A 14,369-nucleotide genomic window follows, 5' to 3' on the forward strand; every position below is an offset into this window, starting at 1 on the left:
GTCCGGCCGCTCGGGCCCAACCTTCCGGTGCCCGGTACGGACCCTGATCTCTCCCTGAGAAGGATCGGGGTGTCACCCTGATGCGCCGGGGGCGGCGGACGTGTGACCATCGGTGGCGTGGCAGCACCCGGCACCGACCCCAGACCCCTCGCACCCGACGGCCCGCGCGTCCCTGACGCACCGTCGGCCGACCTCGGGGTGGCGCCCCCGCCGTACCGCCGGCTCTACCGGAGCCCGCACGGGCGGATGCTCGGCGGCGTGGCGCACGGCCTGTCGCTGCACCTCGGCCTGCCGGTCACCTGGGTCCGGGTCGCCTTCGTGCTGCTGTTCTTCGCGCAGGGGATCGGGGTGCTGTTGTACGCGGCGTTCTGGTTCGTGGTGCCGATCGGCATCGGCCAGCCCGCGCCCGGCGGCGGGCCGCGCTGGGCGTACGTCAACGGCGGGTTCGTGCCTGCCGACGCGGTGGTCGGCGGCGCCGAGCTGCGCAAGGGCCGGCCGCGCCGGGTCGGCCGGCTGCGCGAGCTGCTGCAGCGCACCTTCCACGGCGAGACGGCGGTGGCCGGGGAGCTCGGTACGGACGCCCGGCCGACCCGGGGCGGGCTCGGCCAGCTGCTCGCGCTGCTGCTGCTGGTGGTCGGGATCATGGCGCTGCTCAGCGCCCTGCACATCCAGACCGCCAAGCCGTACGTCTGGCCGCTGCTCACCATCGGCGTCGGCGTCGCGCTGGTCTGGCGGCAGGCCGACGACTCGCGCTGGCAGCGCTGGTTCGGTCTGGAGGAGGGCACCAAGCGGCGGGCCGCGTACACCAGGGTCGGCGCCGGCGTGCTGCTGGTGGTCGCGGGCACCGTCGGCTTCCTGATCATCCAGGGTGGGGACTCCACGGTCTCCGCGGTGATCGAGGCCGCGCTCGCGGTGCTGGCCGGGGTGCTGGTGCTGGTCGGCCCGTACGCGCTGCGGCTGTGGCAGGACCTCGGCACCGAGCGGACCGCCCGGATCAGGGCGCAGGAGCGCGCCGAGATCGCCGCCCACGTGCACGACTCGGTGCTGCACACCCTGACCCTGATCCAGCGCAACGCCGACGACGCCAAGGAGGTGCTCCGGCTCGCCCGGGCCCAGGAACGGGAGTTGAGGCTCTGGCTGTACCGCCCGGAGGCCGCCGCCGAGGCCGCGCCGGACACCCTGGCCGAGCGGATCCGCTCGGTGGTGGCCGAGGTGGAGGACCTGCACGGGGTGGCCGTCGAGCTGGTCTGCGTCGGCGACTGCCCGATGGACGACCGGATCGCCGCCCAGATCCAGGCCGCGAGGGAGGCGACGGTCAACGCCGCCAAGTACGGTGGCGGGGGACCGGTCCAGGTCTACGCCGAGGTGGAGGGGCGCACGGTGTCGGTGTTCGTCCGCGACCACGGGCCCGGCTTCGACCCCGACAGCGTGCCGGAGGACCGGATGGGCGTACGGGAGTCGATCATCGGCCGGATGAAGCGCAACGGCGGCACCGCGAGGGTGCGGCCCGCGCCGGACGGCGGGACCGAGGTCGAGCTGGAGATGGAGAGAGCAGATGACTGACGCTGTGTCAGGGGCCGGGCCGGATCGGGTGGCCAGGGTCGTCCTGGTGGACGACCACCGGATGTTCAGGACCGGGGTGCGGGCCGAGATCGGCCGTACCGAGGTCACCGGCATCGACGTGGTCGGGGAGGCCGACGACGTCGAGTCGGCGATCCAGGTGGTGGCCGAGACCCGGCCGGACGTGGTGCTGCTCGACGTCCACCTGCCCGGCGGCGGCGGGGTCGAGGTGCTGCGCCGCTCCGCCCCGCTGATGTCCGACCCGAAGGGGGTCCGGTTCCTGGCGCTGTCGGTCTCCGACGCCGCCGAGGACGTGATCGGCGTGATTCGCGGCGGAGCCCGGGGCTACGTCACCAAGACCATCACCGGCACCGACCTGGTCAACGCGATCTTCCGGATCTCGGACGGCGACGCGGTGTTCTCGCCCCGGCTGGCCGGCTTCGTGCTGGACGCCTTCGCCGCCACCGACACCCCGCCGGTCGACGAGGACCTGGACCGCCTGACCCAGCGCGAGCGCGAGGTGCTCCGGCTGATCGCGCGCGGGTACGCGTACAAGGAGATCGCCAAGCAGCTCTTCATCTCGGTGAAGACGGTGGAGTCGCACGTCTCGGCGGTGCTCCGCAAGCTCCAGCTGAGCAACCGTCACGAGCTCACCCGCTGGGCGACGGCCCGCCGGCTGGTCTGACACCCGGCCGCTCCGCCCGCCTGCCGGTGTCCGGCAGGCGCGGGGCGGGGCGGGGGAGTGGGCCGTTTCCTCCGGAGGTGTCGGTGCGGGCCCATAGACTCGTAGGGCCATGACTAGCCTCTTTGACGACCTCCCGCTCCCCGGCTTCGAGCTTCCGTCCTCGGCCGGGTCGAAGCAGCCACCCGCAGAGCCTCCGTTCGCCGACGAGGAGCCGCCGCCGTACGACGACTCGTACGAGGAGGCGGTGCCCGACGGGCTGTTCCAGACCGACCACGCGGCGCAGTCCGAGCGGGACGCGTACTACCGGAACGGCGCGGCGCGGACGGTGATCGACCCGGCGCAGCTGCTGGAGGGGATGAACGACCCGCAGCGGGAGGCCGTGATCCACTCCGGCGGGCCGCTGCTGCTGGTGGCCGGGGCCGGGTCGGGCAAGACCCGGGTGCTGACGCACCGGATCGCCTACCTGCTCGGGGCGCGGGGGGTGCAGCCGGGCGAGATCCTGGCGATCACCTTCACCAACAAGGCCGCCGGGGAGATGCGCGAGCGGGTCGAGGCGCTGGTCGGGCCGCGGGCCCGGGCGATGTGGGTGTCGACCTTCCACAGCGCCTGCGTGCGGATCCTGCGCCGGGAGAGCAAGGTGCTCGGCTTCACGTCGAGCTTCTCGATCTACGACTCGGCGGACTCGCAGCGGCTGATGGCGCTGGTCTGCCGGGATCTGGACCTGGACCCGAAGCAGTTCCCGCCGAAGTCGTTCACCTCGAAGATCAGCAACCTGAAGAACGAGCTGATCGACGAGGAGACGTACGCCGACCAGGCGGCGAACCCGATGGAGAAGAAGCTCGCGGAGGCGTACCACCTCTACCAGCGCCGGCTGCGGGAGGCCAACGCGCTGGACTTCGACGACATCATCATGACCACGGTGAACCTGCTGCAGGCGTTCCCCGACGTGGCCGAGCACTACCGGCGGCGGTTCCAGCACATCCTGGTGGACGAGTACCAGGACACCAACCACGCCCAGTACATGCTGGTCCGGGAGTTGAGCGGTGGCGCGGTGGCCGCGCGGCCGAAGCGGACGGTGGACGGGGACTACGTGAACCCGGCGGCCGGGCGGCTGTCCGAGGTGCCGCCGGCCGAGCTGTGCGTGGTGGGTGACGCGGACCAGTCGATCTACGCCTTCCGGGGCGCGACGATCCGGAACATCCTCCAGTTCGAGGAGGACTACCCGAACGCGACCACCATCCTGCTGGAGCAGAACTACCGTTCCACCCAGACCATCCTGAGCGCCGCCAACTCGGTGATCGAGCGGAACACCGGCCGCCGGGAGAAGAAGCTCTGGACGGCTGGCGAGCACGGCGAGAAGGTGATCGGCTACGTCGCCGACGACGAACACGGCGAGGCGCAGTTCATCGCCGAGGAGATCGACCGGCTGACCGACGCGGGCGACGCCCGGCCCGGTGACGTGGCGATCTTCTACCGGACGAACGCGCAGTCCCGGGTGTTCGAGGAGGTGTTCATCCGGGTCGGCCTGCCGTACAAGGTGGTCGGCGGGGTGCGCTTCTACGAGCGCAAGGAGGTCCGGGACGTGCTCGCGTACCTGCGGGTGCTGTCCAACCCCGAGGACACCGTGCCGCTGCGGCGGATCCTGAACGTGCCCAAGCGCGGCATCGGCGACCGGGCGGAGGCGATGATCGACGCGCTCTCGCAGCGCGAGCGGATCAGCTTCGCGCAGGCGCTGGTGCGGGTGGACGAGGCGTACGGGATGGCCGCCCGGTCGGCCAACGCGGTGCGCAAGTTCAACGAGCTGATGGCCGGGCTGCGGCAGATCGTCGAGTCCGGGGCGGGCCCGGCCGCGGTGCTGGAGGCGGTGCTGGAGGAGACCGGGTACCTGGCGGAGCTCCAGGCGTCGACCGACCCGCAGGACGAGACCCGGGTGGAGAACCTCCAGGAGCTCGCCTCGGTGGCGCTGGAGTACGAGCAGGACCCGGGCGAGCGGCCGGAGGGCGACGACGAGGGCACACCGCCGGTCGGCTCGCTGGCGGACTTCCTGGAGCGGGTCGCGCTGGTCGCGGACTCCGACCAGATCCCGGACGACGAGGACGGTGCCGGTGTCATCACGATGATGACGCTGCACACCGCGAAGGGTCTGGAGTTCCCGGTGGTCTTCCTGACCGGCATGGAGGACGGGATCTTCCCGCACATGCGGGCGCTCAACCAGGTCAAGGAGCTGGAGGAGGAGCGGCGGCTCGCGTACGTCGGGCTGACCCGGGCCCGCGAGCGGCTGTACCTGACCAGGTCGGTGCTGCGCAGCGCCTGGGGGCAGCCCTCGTACAACCCGGCCTCGCGGTTCCTGGAGGAGATCCCGGCCGAGCTGGTGGAGTGGAAGCGCACGGGGGCGTCGGCGGTGCCGGCCTCGCGTGGGTTCTCCTCCTCGTCCGGCTCGGGATCGGGTTCGGGCTTCGGCTCGGGATCGGGTTCGGGTTCTGGGGCCCGGCGGTCGACGGGGGCGGCGAGTTCGCCGAAGGCGGGCTGGGGGCAGTCGGCCCGGCGGGTGACCGAGCGGGAGGCCGTCGCGCTGGTGGTGGGCGACCGGGTCACCCACGACAGCTTCGGGCTCGGCACGGTGGTGGCGACCTCGGGCGTCGGGGACAAGGCGCAGGCCACGGTGGACTTCGGGGCCACCGGGCGCAAGCAGCTGCTGCTGCGGTACGCGCCGGTCGAGAAGCTCTGACGCCTGCTCGGTGGTCGGTCGGCGAGCGGGCCGGGGCTCGTGGATGTTGTGATTTTCCCCTCCTCTGGGGAGGGGAATCCGTCGACGGGCCCCGGGAGCGCTAACCTCCCCTCAGATTGGTTATCGGTGGTTAACCGCGCGCGCCCGATCAGGTCGGCCGCCAGTGGTGGGACGACGTGGTCCAGGAGGCAGTCATGGGTGTGTCAGGGCCGATCCGTGTGGTCGTCGCCAAGCCGGGGCTCGACGGCCACGACCGGGGCGCGAAGGTGATCGCGCGCGCCCTGCGGGACGCCGGTATGGAGGTCATCTACACCGGCCTGCACCAGACGCCCGAGCAGGTCGTCGACACCGCGATCCAGGAGGACGCGGACGGCATCGGCCTGTCCATCCTGTCGGGTGCTCACATGACGCTCTGCGCCCGGGTGATCGAGCTGCTCAAGGAGCGGGACGCGGCGGACATCAAGGTGTTCTGCGGCGGGATCATCCCGGAGGAGGACATCATCGAGCTCAAGCGGATCGGGGTCGCGGACATCTTCACGCCGGGCACCCCGACCCGCGACGTGGTCGCCTGGGTCGAGGCGAACCTCCGGGTCGCGGGCTGAGCGGGCTGTCCGGTCGGCCTGAGCGCTGGGTCGGCCGGAGAGCTCGGCGAGCATGATCGCCTGATCGCTGGGTCAGCCGGAGAGCTCGGCGAGCATGACGGCCCTGAACCGGAGCGTCTCGGCGAGCCGGGCCAGGGTGTCCGACCAGGCCGAGTTCGGCGTCGCGTCGGCGGCCAGCGCGGCCACCGCCGGGGCGGTCTCCGGCGCGAGGGCGCGCTCGGTCATACCGAGCACCCCGCTGTGACTCCACGGGTACGCCCCCGAGGCGGCGGCCCGCTCCAGCGCCGCGACCACGGCGGTGCTCAGCGGCGGGGTCCAGGGCGTGGCGCAGGCGCCGAGCAACTGGAACGCCTCACCGAGCCCGTGGGTCTGGATGAACGCGGCCGTCCAGGCGGCCCGTTCGGAGGCCGGCAGCACGGCGAGCAGCCGGGCCGGGGCACCCGCCGTCGGTGCGGCCGCGGCCCGGGCCGCCCGGTCGCCGGCCCGGCGGGGAGCCGGACCGAGCAGCGCGCGGGCCCAGCCGACGTGCTGCTGACGGACCGCCGCCCGGGCCCACGCCTCGTGCAGATCCTCCGCCCAGTCCGGACCGGCCGGGTCGACGTCCGTGACCGGCAGCCGGAGCAGCTGCTCCGGGGTGAGCCCCGTCCCGGTCGTCCAGTGCGCGAGCGGGGCGGCGGCGATCACCTCGCCGAACCACCAGGCCCGCTGCCCCCGGCCGGTGGGCGACTTGAGCGGTATGCCGTCCCGCTGCATCCCGGCGTCGCACTCGGCCGGCGGGCTGACGCACAGTCGGGCGCCGTCGGCCTGCTCCAGGCGTACGGCGGCCCGGGCGCGCTCCGCCATCCGAATGGCCAGGGCCGACTCCGGCAGGGTGGAGAGCAGTTCGGCGGCGGTGGCCCGGACGTTCTTGCTCCGGTCGGCGAGCACCGCCTCCAGGAAGCTCTCGTCGGCCGGGGACAGCCCCTCGTGCAGGGCGTCCAGGAAGAGCAGCCGGTCCTCGGCGCGCTCGGTGGCCCAGGAGCCGCTCAGCAGCTCCAGCGCGGCGGCCGGCTCGGTCCGGCGCAGTCGGGAGAGCAGGGCCACCCGCTCGGCGAACAGGCCCTCCTGCCACAGCTGTTCGTCCTGCCCGGAGCCGGTGACGGGCTGGTCGGTGGCGGTGCGGTGGACGTACTTCCAGTCCGGATTCTGCCCGGCGAGCCAACGGCCGAGCGGACCGGCCAGCGCCACCACGTCCGGGCGCAGCTCGCTGCGCGCCCGGGCGGCGTCCAACAGGGCCGGGACGGCCGCCGCCGGTGCCCGGTAGTCGTACCGGCGGGCGGCGGCGAGCCACTGGGGGAGCAGCTCGCCCAGGTTGGCGGTGCCGGTGTGGTGCCCGCCGAGCAGGACGGCCAGCCGGTGCACGGCCGCTGACGGCGGCTCAGGCCGCGAGTCGCCCCCGGCCGGCGTGGGCGGCTGCACCGCCGGATCGGGCCGGGCCCCCGCACGGCGGCGGACGGTCTCCATCGCCGCCAGATCCAGCAGCGCGGCGGCCGGATCCGACCGGTCCACCCCGGCGGCGGGCCCGGCCGGCGTGGGTGGCAGCGGACGGCGGTCGGTGCCGAGCAGGGCGGTGGTGTGCAGCTCCTGCCAGGGGTCGGTGATCGTCATCGAGAACTCCGTGAATGGTGAGGGCACATGGTGCGGCAGCCGGGGGCTCGGGGCTGTGCTGGTGTGCGGCTTGGCCGCGTGGGTGACGCGGGCCTTGTGGCAGGTGCTTCGGCCTCTACGGTCAGGGGCTCGGGGAACTGCGACGCCGGGCCCGGGGCGGGTTGAAGGTGCGGGTGTGGTCGACCCCGGGCGTGGCTGAGGTCTGCTTCAGGTGCGGGTTCGGGCGAAAGTGCCTGACCTTTCACGTGGTGATCACGCTCCGGAGGATGGCGTCGCAGTTCCCCGAGCCCCTGGGCCGTAGCCCTGAGCGGCCTGCTGAAAGGTCGGCGTCGCCCGCGCGGGGGAGCCGCAGATCAGCAGAGCCCCGAGCCCTTGGTGGTGCACCACGTGCCAGAGGGTCGGCGTCGCCCGCGCGGCGGAGCTCAGGTGAGCTGCGTGGCCCGACCGTTGGTGGGCCAGGCGGTGACGGGGGCGAAGCCGCGGTGGCCGGATTCGCCGAAGACGGTGAGGGGGAGGCCGCCCGAGACCGCGGCGAGGCGCCATAGCGCGGGCTCGGGGCAACTGCCGGCGCGGACGGCGATGCTGTGCTGTCCGTCCGTCAGGCGCCAGCCGTCGCTGCCGAGTACGGGCACCACGCCGGCGAGCACGGTCGGCCAGGACTCCACCCAGGGGTCCTCGGCGACCGCCCGGCCGTACTCGGCCACCGCCTGCCCGACCGACACGCCGTCGGGCACCGTGGCGTCCGGCTCCGGCTCGCCGTAGCGGGTGCCGAGCACGGCCCGCAGTGGCCGGGCACCGGGATGGAAGGCGAGCTCGGCCTCCAGCACCCGGCCGACGGGCAGGGCGAGTTCGGGGGCGCGGCCCGGCCCGCCGAAGGCGAGCAAGAGGGCGGAGCGGCCGGTCTTGGCGCCGCGCAGCCAGATCCGGCGGGTGGTGAGCCGGTCGTCGGCGGTGTCCCGGGAGCCGAGCACCAGCCAGCGGTCCCGGACGGTCGGCCCGGCCAGCAGCTCGGCGGTGTCGGTGGGGACGCCGACCCGGTTGCGGACGGTGGCGGCGAGCTCCTCGGGCAGCTGGTCGGCCCGGCCGACGGCACCCGCCAGCAGGTGCAGCAGCGCGTACTCGGCCAGCCGCCGGTCGCTCGGCAGGTAGCTCAACTCCCTTACCTGGGACGCCAGTCGGGGGGCCTGGGCGTCTACCATCCGGGCGGCCACCTCGTCCCAGTCGCCGGGCGGCTCGTCGGCCAGGCCGTGCCGGACCCGGTCGGCCAGCCGGAGCCGCAGCTCGGCCGCGCCGGCCGCGATCCGGGTGCTGCGGCGGGCGGCCCGGCGGGCGGCGGCGACCGGATCGGCCGGGGCGGCGGGGGTGGCGGCCGTGCGGCGGTCGGCGGCCTGCTGACGGCTGCTCAGCCACTCGGCGACCCAGTCGGGCGGGGCGGCCGCCGGGACCGCCTCGCCGCTGCCGCTCCAGAGCAGCAGCAGGCCCAGCGCGTGCTTGCACGGGAACTTCCGGCTGGGGCAACTGCACTTGTAGGCAGGCGTGGTGAGCTCGACGGCCGTGCGGTACGGCGTGCTCCCGCTGCCCTTGCACAGGCCCCAGAGCGCGCCCTCGCCCTGGCCGGTCGCGGACCAGGGGGTGGCGGCGGACAGCTTGCCGGCGGCCTTGCGGGACGGCTGGTCGGGGGCGAGGGACAGGACGTGCTCGGTGCTCCAGCGTTCCTCCATGGCGACGACGCTAGGAGGGGGCACTGACAACGGGGCGGGCCGTTCACTCGAACTGATGATCTGTCACTGCCCGGGCCGGAATTGTCAGTCCCGGGGTGCATGGTTGTTCTCGCAGCCCGGGAACGAAGGTTCGAACCGGGGCCTGTCCTCACTGGTAAGACGCCTGCGCCCAGTCACCCCGACCTCTCCGTGCCCTGCCACAGCCCTGCCCTCAGCCTGCCCTTGAGCCGGCCTGCGGCCGATCCGAAGGAGCCCTGATGACCACTCGCACGAGTGCCCCCGAGAGCAGCGAGGTGCTCCGCGAGCACGCCGAGGACGCCTTCGCCGCCGAGCTCGCCGCCCTCGCCGCGCAGGACGACCGGCCGCGCCCCGAGCGTTGGCGGCTCTCGCCCTGGGCGGTGGCCACCTACCTGCTCGGCGGCACGCTGCCGGACGGCACGGTGATCTCGCCCAAGTACGTCGGCCCGCGCCGGATCGTCGAGGTCGCCGTCACCACGCTGGCCACCGACCGCGCGCTGCTCCTGCTCGGCGTCCCCGGCACCGCCAAGACCTGGGTCTCCGAGCACCTCGCCGCCGCCGTCAGCGGCGACTCCACCCTGCTGGTGCAGGGCACCGCCGGCACCCCCGAGGAGGCGGTCAGGTACGGGTGGAACTACGCGCAGCTGCTGGCCAACGGCCCCAGCCGGGCCGCCCTGGTGCCGTCCCCGATCATGCGGGCGATGGCCGACGGCCAGATCGCCCGGGTCGAGGAGCTGACCCGTATCCCGGCCGACGTGCAGGACAGCCTGATCACCATCCTGTCCGAGAAGACCCTGCCGATCCCCGAGCTCGGCCTGGAGACCCAGGCCGTCCGCGGCTTCAACCTGATCGCCACCGCGAACGACCGCGACCGGGGGGTCAACGAGCTCTCCAGCGCGCTGCGCCGCCGGTTCAACACGGTGGTCCTGCCGCTGCCCGGCTCACTGGAGGAGGAGGTCGACATCGTCACCCGCCGGGTCGGCCAGCTCGGCCGGTCGCTCGACCTGCCCGTGCTGCCCGAGGGCGCGGAGGAGATCCGCCGGGTGGTGACCGTCTTCCGCGAGCTCCGGGACGGCGTGACCACCGACGGGCGGACGAAGGTGAAGACGCCCAGCGGCACCCTCTCCACCGCCGAGGCGATATCGGTGGTCACCAACGGCCTGGCGCTGGCCGCCCACTTCGGCGACGGCGTGCTCCGGGCGAGCGACGTGGTCTCCGGCGTCGCGGGCGCCGTGCTGCGCGACCCGGCCACCGACCGGGTGATCTGGCAGGAGTACGTCGAGGGCGTGCTCCGCGAGCGGGACGGTTGGAAGGACTTCTACCGCGCCAGCCGGGACAACTCCCGCTGACCACTGCCCGGCTCGGCCGCAGGCAGTAGACGACTCGTTCGAGGGGAGCACGGTATGAGCGACGCAGCGGTGACGTTGCTGGGCATCCGGCACCACGGCCCGGGCTCGGCCCGTGCGGTGGCCGCCGCGCTGGAGCGGCTGCGGCCGGACGTGGTGCTGATCGAGGGCCCGCCCGAGGCCGACGCCGTGGTCGGCCTGGCGGCCGATCCCGGCATGGTGCCGCCGGTCGCCCTCCTGGCCCACGCGGTGGACGATCCGGCGCGGGCGGCGTTCTGGCCGTTCGCCGCCTTCTCCCCGGAGTGGGTGGCGGTCCGGCACGCCCTCGACCGGGGCGTGCCGGTGCGGTTCATCGACCTGCCGGCGGCGTACGGCCTGGCGGCGGGTGCGGAAGTGCCGGGGGGCACTTCCGCGCTCGACGCCGAAGCGGCCGAAGCAGCCGCCGCACCGGGCATCGAGGCACCCGAAACCCCTGAGCCGGCAGGGGAGTTCGCGCTCGACCCGATCGGGCGGCTGGCCGCCGCGGCCGGGCACGCCGACTCCGAGAGCTGGTGGGAGGACGTGGTCGAGCACCGCGCCCCGTCCACCGACCCGGCGGCCGACGTACTGGCCCCGTTCGAGGCCGTCGCCGAGGCGATGACGGCGCTGCGCGAGCGCGCCCCCGTCAGCCGTCGGGACGAGCTGCGCGAGGCGTACATGCGCCAGGCGGTCCGCGCCGCCCGGCGGGCCGGCCACGCCCGGATCGCGGTGGTCTGCGGTGCCTGGCACGTCCCGGCGCTGAGCAGCATGCCGACCGTCGCGCACGACCGCGCGCTGCTGGCCGAGCTGCCGAAGAAGCTGAAGACCGAGATCACTTGGGTGCCCTGGACGCACCGCAGGCTCTCCCAGCACACCGGCTACGGCGCGGGCGTGGACTCGCCCGGCTGGTACCACCACCTGTTCACCGACGGTGCCTCGGGCGAGCGGAGTCCGGAGGGCCGGTGCCGGGCGCTGGCGCACTGGATGACCAGGGTGGCCGAGCTGCTGCGGGCCGAGGACCACCCGGTCTCCTCGGCGCACGTGATCGAGGCGGTCCGGCTGGCCGAGACGCTCGCCGCGATGCGCGGCCGCCCGCTGGCCGGGCTGGCCGAGACGCTGGACGCGGTCCGGTCGGTGATGTGCGACGGTTCCGACCTCGCCCTCGCCCTGGTGCAGGACCGCCTGGTGGTCGGCGACGCGCTCGGCGAGGTCCCGGAGTCCGCGCCGACGGTGCCGCTCCAGCGAGATCTGAGCAGGCTTCAGCGCAGCCTGCGGCTCAAGCCCGAGCCGGAGCCGCGCGAGCTCGACCTCGACCTCCGGAAGGCGACCGACACCGCGCGTTCGCTGCTGCTGCACCGGCTGCGGCTGATCGGCGTCGACTGGGGCAGCCCGGCCCGCTCCACGGTCAACTCGACCGGCACCTTCCGGGAGAGCTGGCGGCTGCGCTGGCAGCCGGAGTTCGCGGTCCGGATCGCGGTGGCCGCCCAGTGGGGCACCACGGTGGAGGCCGCCGCCACCGGCCGAGCGGTCGAGCGGGCGGCCCGGGCGACCGCCCTGCCGCAGCTCACCGAGCTGGTCGAGCACTGCCTGCTGGCCGGGCTGCCCGCCGCCCTGCCGGCGGTGATGCGAGCGCTCGCCGACCGGGCCGCCCTCGACACCGACGTGGCCCAACTCGCCGAGGCGCTCCCCGCCCTGGTCCGGGCGCTGCGCTACGGCGACGTCCGGGGGACGGACAGCGCCGCCCTCGAGGAGGTCGCCCGGGGCCTCGCCGACCGGATCTGCGTCGGCCTGCCGCCCGCCTGCGTCGGGCTGGACGCGGAGCAGGCCGGCGTCCTGCGCGGCCACCTGGAGAGCGTGCACGCCGCGATCGGCCTGCTGGAGACGGCTGAGCCGCCCCCGCCGTCCGGGCCCGCCTCCGCACCCGCCCCCACGCCCGCCGCCGACTCGCTCACCGAGCGGTGGACGGCCGCCCTGCGCTCGCTGGCACGCCGTCAGCCCCCGGCCCAGGCCGGTGCCGGGGCCGGCCCGGGGGCCGGGGTGCCGGGGCTGCTCCGCGGCCGGGCCACCCGGCTGCTGCTGGACGGCGGGCGGATCGACTCCGAGGAGGCCGGGCAGCGGCTCGGCCTGGCCCTCTCGCACGGCAACCAACCGGCCGACACGGCGGGCTGGGTGGAGGGCTTCCTGGCGGGCAGCGGCGTCCTGCTGCTGCACGACCCGGCGCTGCTCGGCCTGCTCGACCGCTGGCTGAGCGGCGTCCCCGCCGAGGCGTTCACCGACGTCCTGCCGCTGCTGCGGCGGACGTTCGCCGCCCTGGAGGCCGGGGTCCGGCGCAGCCTCGGCGAGCGGGTCGCGGCCGGTGTCCGGTCCGGTCCCGGGTCCGGTACCGCCGTCGGGCCCGGCTCGGCCGGGCCGCCCGCCGAGCTGGACCTCGACCGCGCCGATGCCGCCCTGCCGGTGCTCACCCTGCTGCTCGGCCTGGGCGGCACCGTCGCCGCCACCACGTCCCCCGCCGGGGCCCGGATCCCCCGTCAGACCGACCGCAGGAGTGCCGGATGACCACCCCTCAGCCCACCGTCACCCTCGGCACCCCGGAGCAGGAGCGGCTCCGCCGCTGGCGGCTGGTGCTCGGCGGCGACTCCGACGGCACCGGCTGCACCCTCACCGGCCGGGACGCCGCGATGGACGGCGCCCTCGCCGCCCTCTACCGGGGCGCCGAAGCCGCTGCGGGCACTAGTGCCGGCGGCCGGTCCGGCGCGACCCGGACGGCCGGTCTCGGCGGCTCCGCCCCGCAGGTGGCCCGCTGGCTGGGCGACATCCGGGAGTACTTCCCGACCTCGGTGGTGCAGGTGATGCAGCAGGACGCGATCACCCGCCTCGGGCTGGAGCGGCTGCTGCTGGAGCCCGAGATGCTGGAGGCCGTCGAGCCGGACGTGCATTTGGTCGGCACCCTGCTCTCGCTCCGGCACGCCCTGCCCGAGACCACCAGGGAGACCGCCCGGGCCGTGGTCGGCAAGGTGGTCGCCGATCTGGAGCGCCGACTCGCCGACCGGACCAGGGCCACCCTCGGCGGCGCCCTCGACCGCAGCGCCAAAGTCAACCGCCCCCGCCACCAGGACATCGACTGGGGCCGCACGATCCGGGCCAACCTGACCAACTACCTGCCCGAGTACCGCACCGTGGTGCCCGAGCGGCTGGTCGGCTACGCCAGGGCGCAGCGCGCGGTGAAGAAGGAGGTGATCCTCTGCGTCGACCAGTCGGGCTCGATGGCGCCCTCGGTGGTGCACTCGGCGGTGTTCGGCGCGGTGCTGGCCTCGATGAAGAGCCTCTCCACCCGCCTGGTGGTCTTCGACACCTCGGTGGTGGACCTGACCGAGCAGCTCACCGACCCGGTGGACGTGCTGTTCGCCACCCAGCTCGGCGGCGGCACCGACATCAACCGGGCGCTGGCGTACTGCCAGTCCCGGATCACCCGGCCGGCCGACACGGTGGTGGTGTTGATCAGCGACCTCTACGAGGGCGGCATCCGGGACGAGATGCTCAAGCGGGTGGCGGCGATGAAGGCGTCGGGCGTTCAGTTCGTCGCGCTGCTCGCGCTCTCCGACGAAGGGGCCCCGGCCTACGACCACGCGCACGCCGCCGCGCTGGCCGCGCTCGGTGCGCCGGCCTTCGCCTGCACGCCGGACGCGTTCCCGGAGATCATGGCCGCCGCGATCGAGCGCCGTCCGCTGCCGATCCCGGAGGGCTGACGGAGTATCGGGGCGGATTCACCCGGACGTGCGACGGCCGGGCCGCCGGGTCAGCGCCCCCGGCGGGCCCGCGCAAGGGGCGGTGAGCTGGGCGGGCGGCGCGCCCGGGGGCACCCGCTGTGACGGTTCTCACCAAAGCCGACCGGGCCCCGGGCGAAACACTCCCGTCGTCCGGGGATAACCTGCCACACGGACGTGACGCGCGTGTTGATTGACGTGTGCGCCCGTGGCTGTGTGGGCCGCAAGGCCGTATCTCTGCGTACCCGCCCAGCCTCGACGACCCGCAGCGAAGATCCTG

Annotated in this window: 9 protein-coding genes; 7 read left to right on the top strand and 2 right to left on the bottom strand. The window is 74.4% G+C overall.

The annotated features are described in order from the left end of the window. The first annotated feature begins 117 nt into the window (after nt 1–117). The 4 genes from ACIRPK_RS12525 (at nt 118) to ACIRPK_RS12540 (ending at nt 5,575) form a co-directional block, all read left to right on the top strand. Nucleotides 118–1,563, top strand: coding sequence for a PspC domain-containing protein (locus ACIRPK_RS12525; protein ID WP_403036798.1), 1,446 nt, complete (start codon nt 118–120; stop codon nt 1,561–1,563). Then, on the top strand, nt 1,556–2,245 hold the full coding sequence (locus ACIRPK_RS12530; protein WP_403036801.1) for a LuxR C-terminal-related transcriptional regulator: 690 nt from the start codon (nt 1,556–1,558) through the stop codon (nt 2,243–2,245). Before ACIRPK_RS12525 ends, ACIRPK_RS12530 begins: the two co-directional genes overlap by 8 nt. A gap of 109 nt (nt 2,246–2,354) precedes the next feature. After that, complete coding sequence (pcrA, locus tag ACIRPK_RS12535; protein WP_403036804.1) at nt 2,355–4,973, top strand: DNA helicase PcrA; 2,619 nt, start codon at nt 2,355–2,357, stop codon at nt 4,971–4,973. A 194-nt stretch (nt 4,974–5,167) separates the two neighbouring features. After that, nucleotides 5,168–5,575 carry a cobalamin B12-binding domain-containing protein gene (locus ACIRPK_RS12540; RefSeq protein ID WP_403036807.1) on the top strand — a complete coding sequence of 136 codons (408 nt, stop codon included), beginning with the start codon at nt 5,168–5,170 and terminating at the stop codon, nt 5,573–5,575. Between the two features lie 72 nt (nt 5,576–5,647). Here the strand turns inward: ACIRPK_RS12540 and ACIRPK_RS12545 are convergent, their stop codons facing one another. Together ACIRPK_RS12545 and ACIRPK_RS12550 are read right to left on the bottom strand one after the other, a co-directional pair. Next, entirely contained in the window at nt 5,648–7,222 is a 1,575-nt protein-coding gene (locus ACIRPK_RS12545) for a DUF5691 domain-containing protein (protein ID WP_403036809.1), read from the bottom strand. A 422-nt stretch (nt 7,223–7,644) separates the two neighbouring features. Further along, on the bottom strand, nt 7,645–8,943 hold the full coding sequence (locus tag ACIRPK_RS12550) for an SWIM zinc finger family protein (RefSeq protein WP_403036812.1): 1,299 nt from the start codon (nt 8,941–8,943) through the stop codon (nt 7,645–7,647). A 257-nt stretch (nt 8,944–9,200) separates the two neighbouring features. Here ACIRPK_RS12550 and ACIRPK_RS12555 point away from each other — a divergent pair, with 257 nt between their 5' ends. The 3 genes from ACIRPK_RS12555 to ACIRPK_RS12565 are packed head-to-tail and all read left to right on the top strand — an operon-like array spanning nt 9,201 to nt 14,071. Continuing rightward, complete coding sequence (locus ACIRPK_RS12555) at nt 9,201–10,310, top strand: AAA family ATPase (RefSeq protein WP_403036814.1); 1,110 nt, start codon at nt 9,201–9,203, stop codon at nt 10,308–10,310. Between the two features lie 54 nt (nt 10,311–10,364). After that, nucleotides 10,365–12,881, top strand: a complete 2,517-nt coding sequence (locus tag ACIRPK_RS12560) for a DUF5682 family protein (protein ID WP_403036817.1) — start codon at nt 10,365–10,367, stop codon at nt 12,879–12,881. Beyond that, the gene (locus ACIRPK_RS12565) at nt 12,878–14,071 is read left to right on the top strand and encodes a VWA domain-containing protein (protein ID WP_403036819.1); all 1,194 of its coding nucleotides are present in this window, start codon (nt 12,878–12,880) and stop codon (nt 14,069–14,071) included. The genes ACIRPK_RS12560 and ACIRPK_RS12565 overlap by 4 nt, the downstream gene beginning before the upstream one ends. Nucleotides 14,072–14,369: the final 298 nt, after the last annotated feature.

This window comes from Kitasatospora sp. NPDC101801 (genome assembly GCF_044766665.1).
Lineage (GTDB): Bacteria > Actinomycetota > Actinomycetes > Streptomycetales > Streptomycetaceae > Kitasatospora.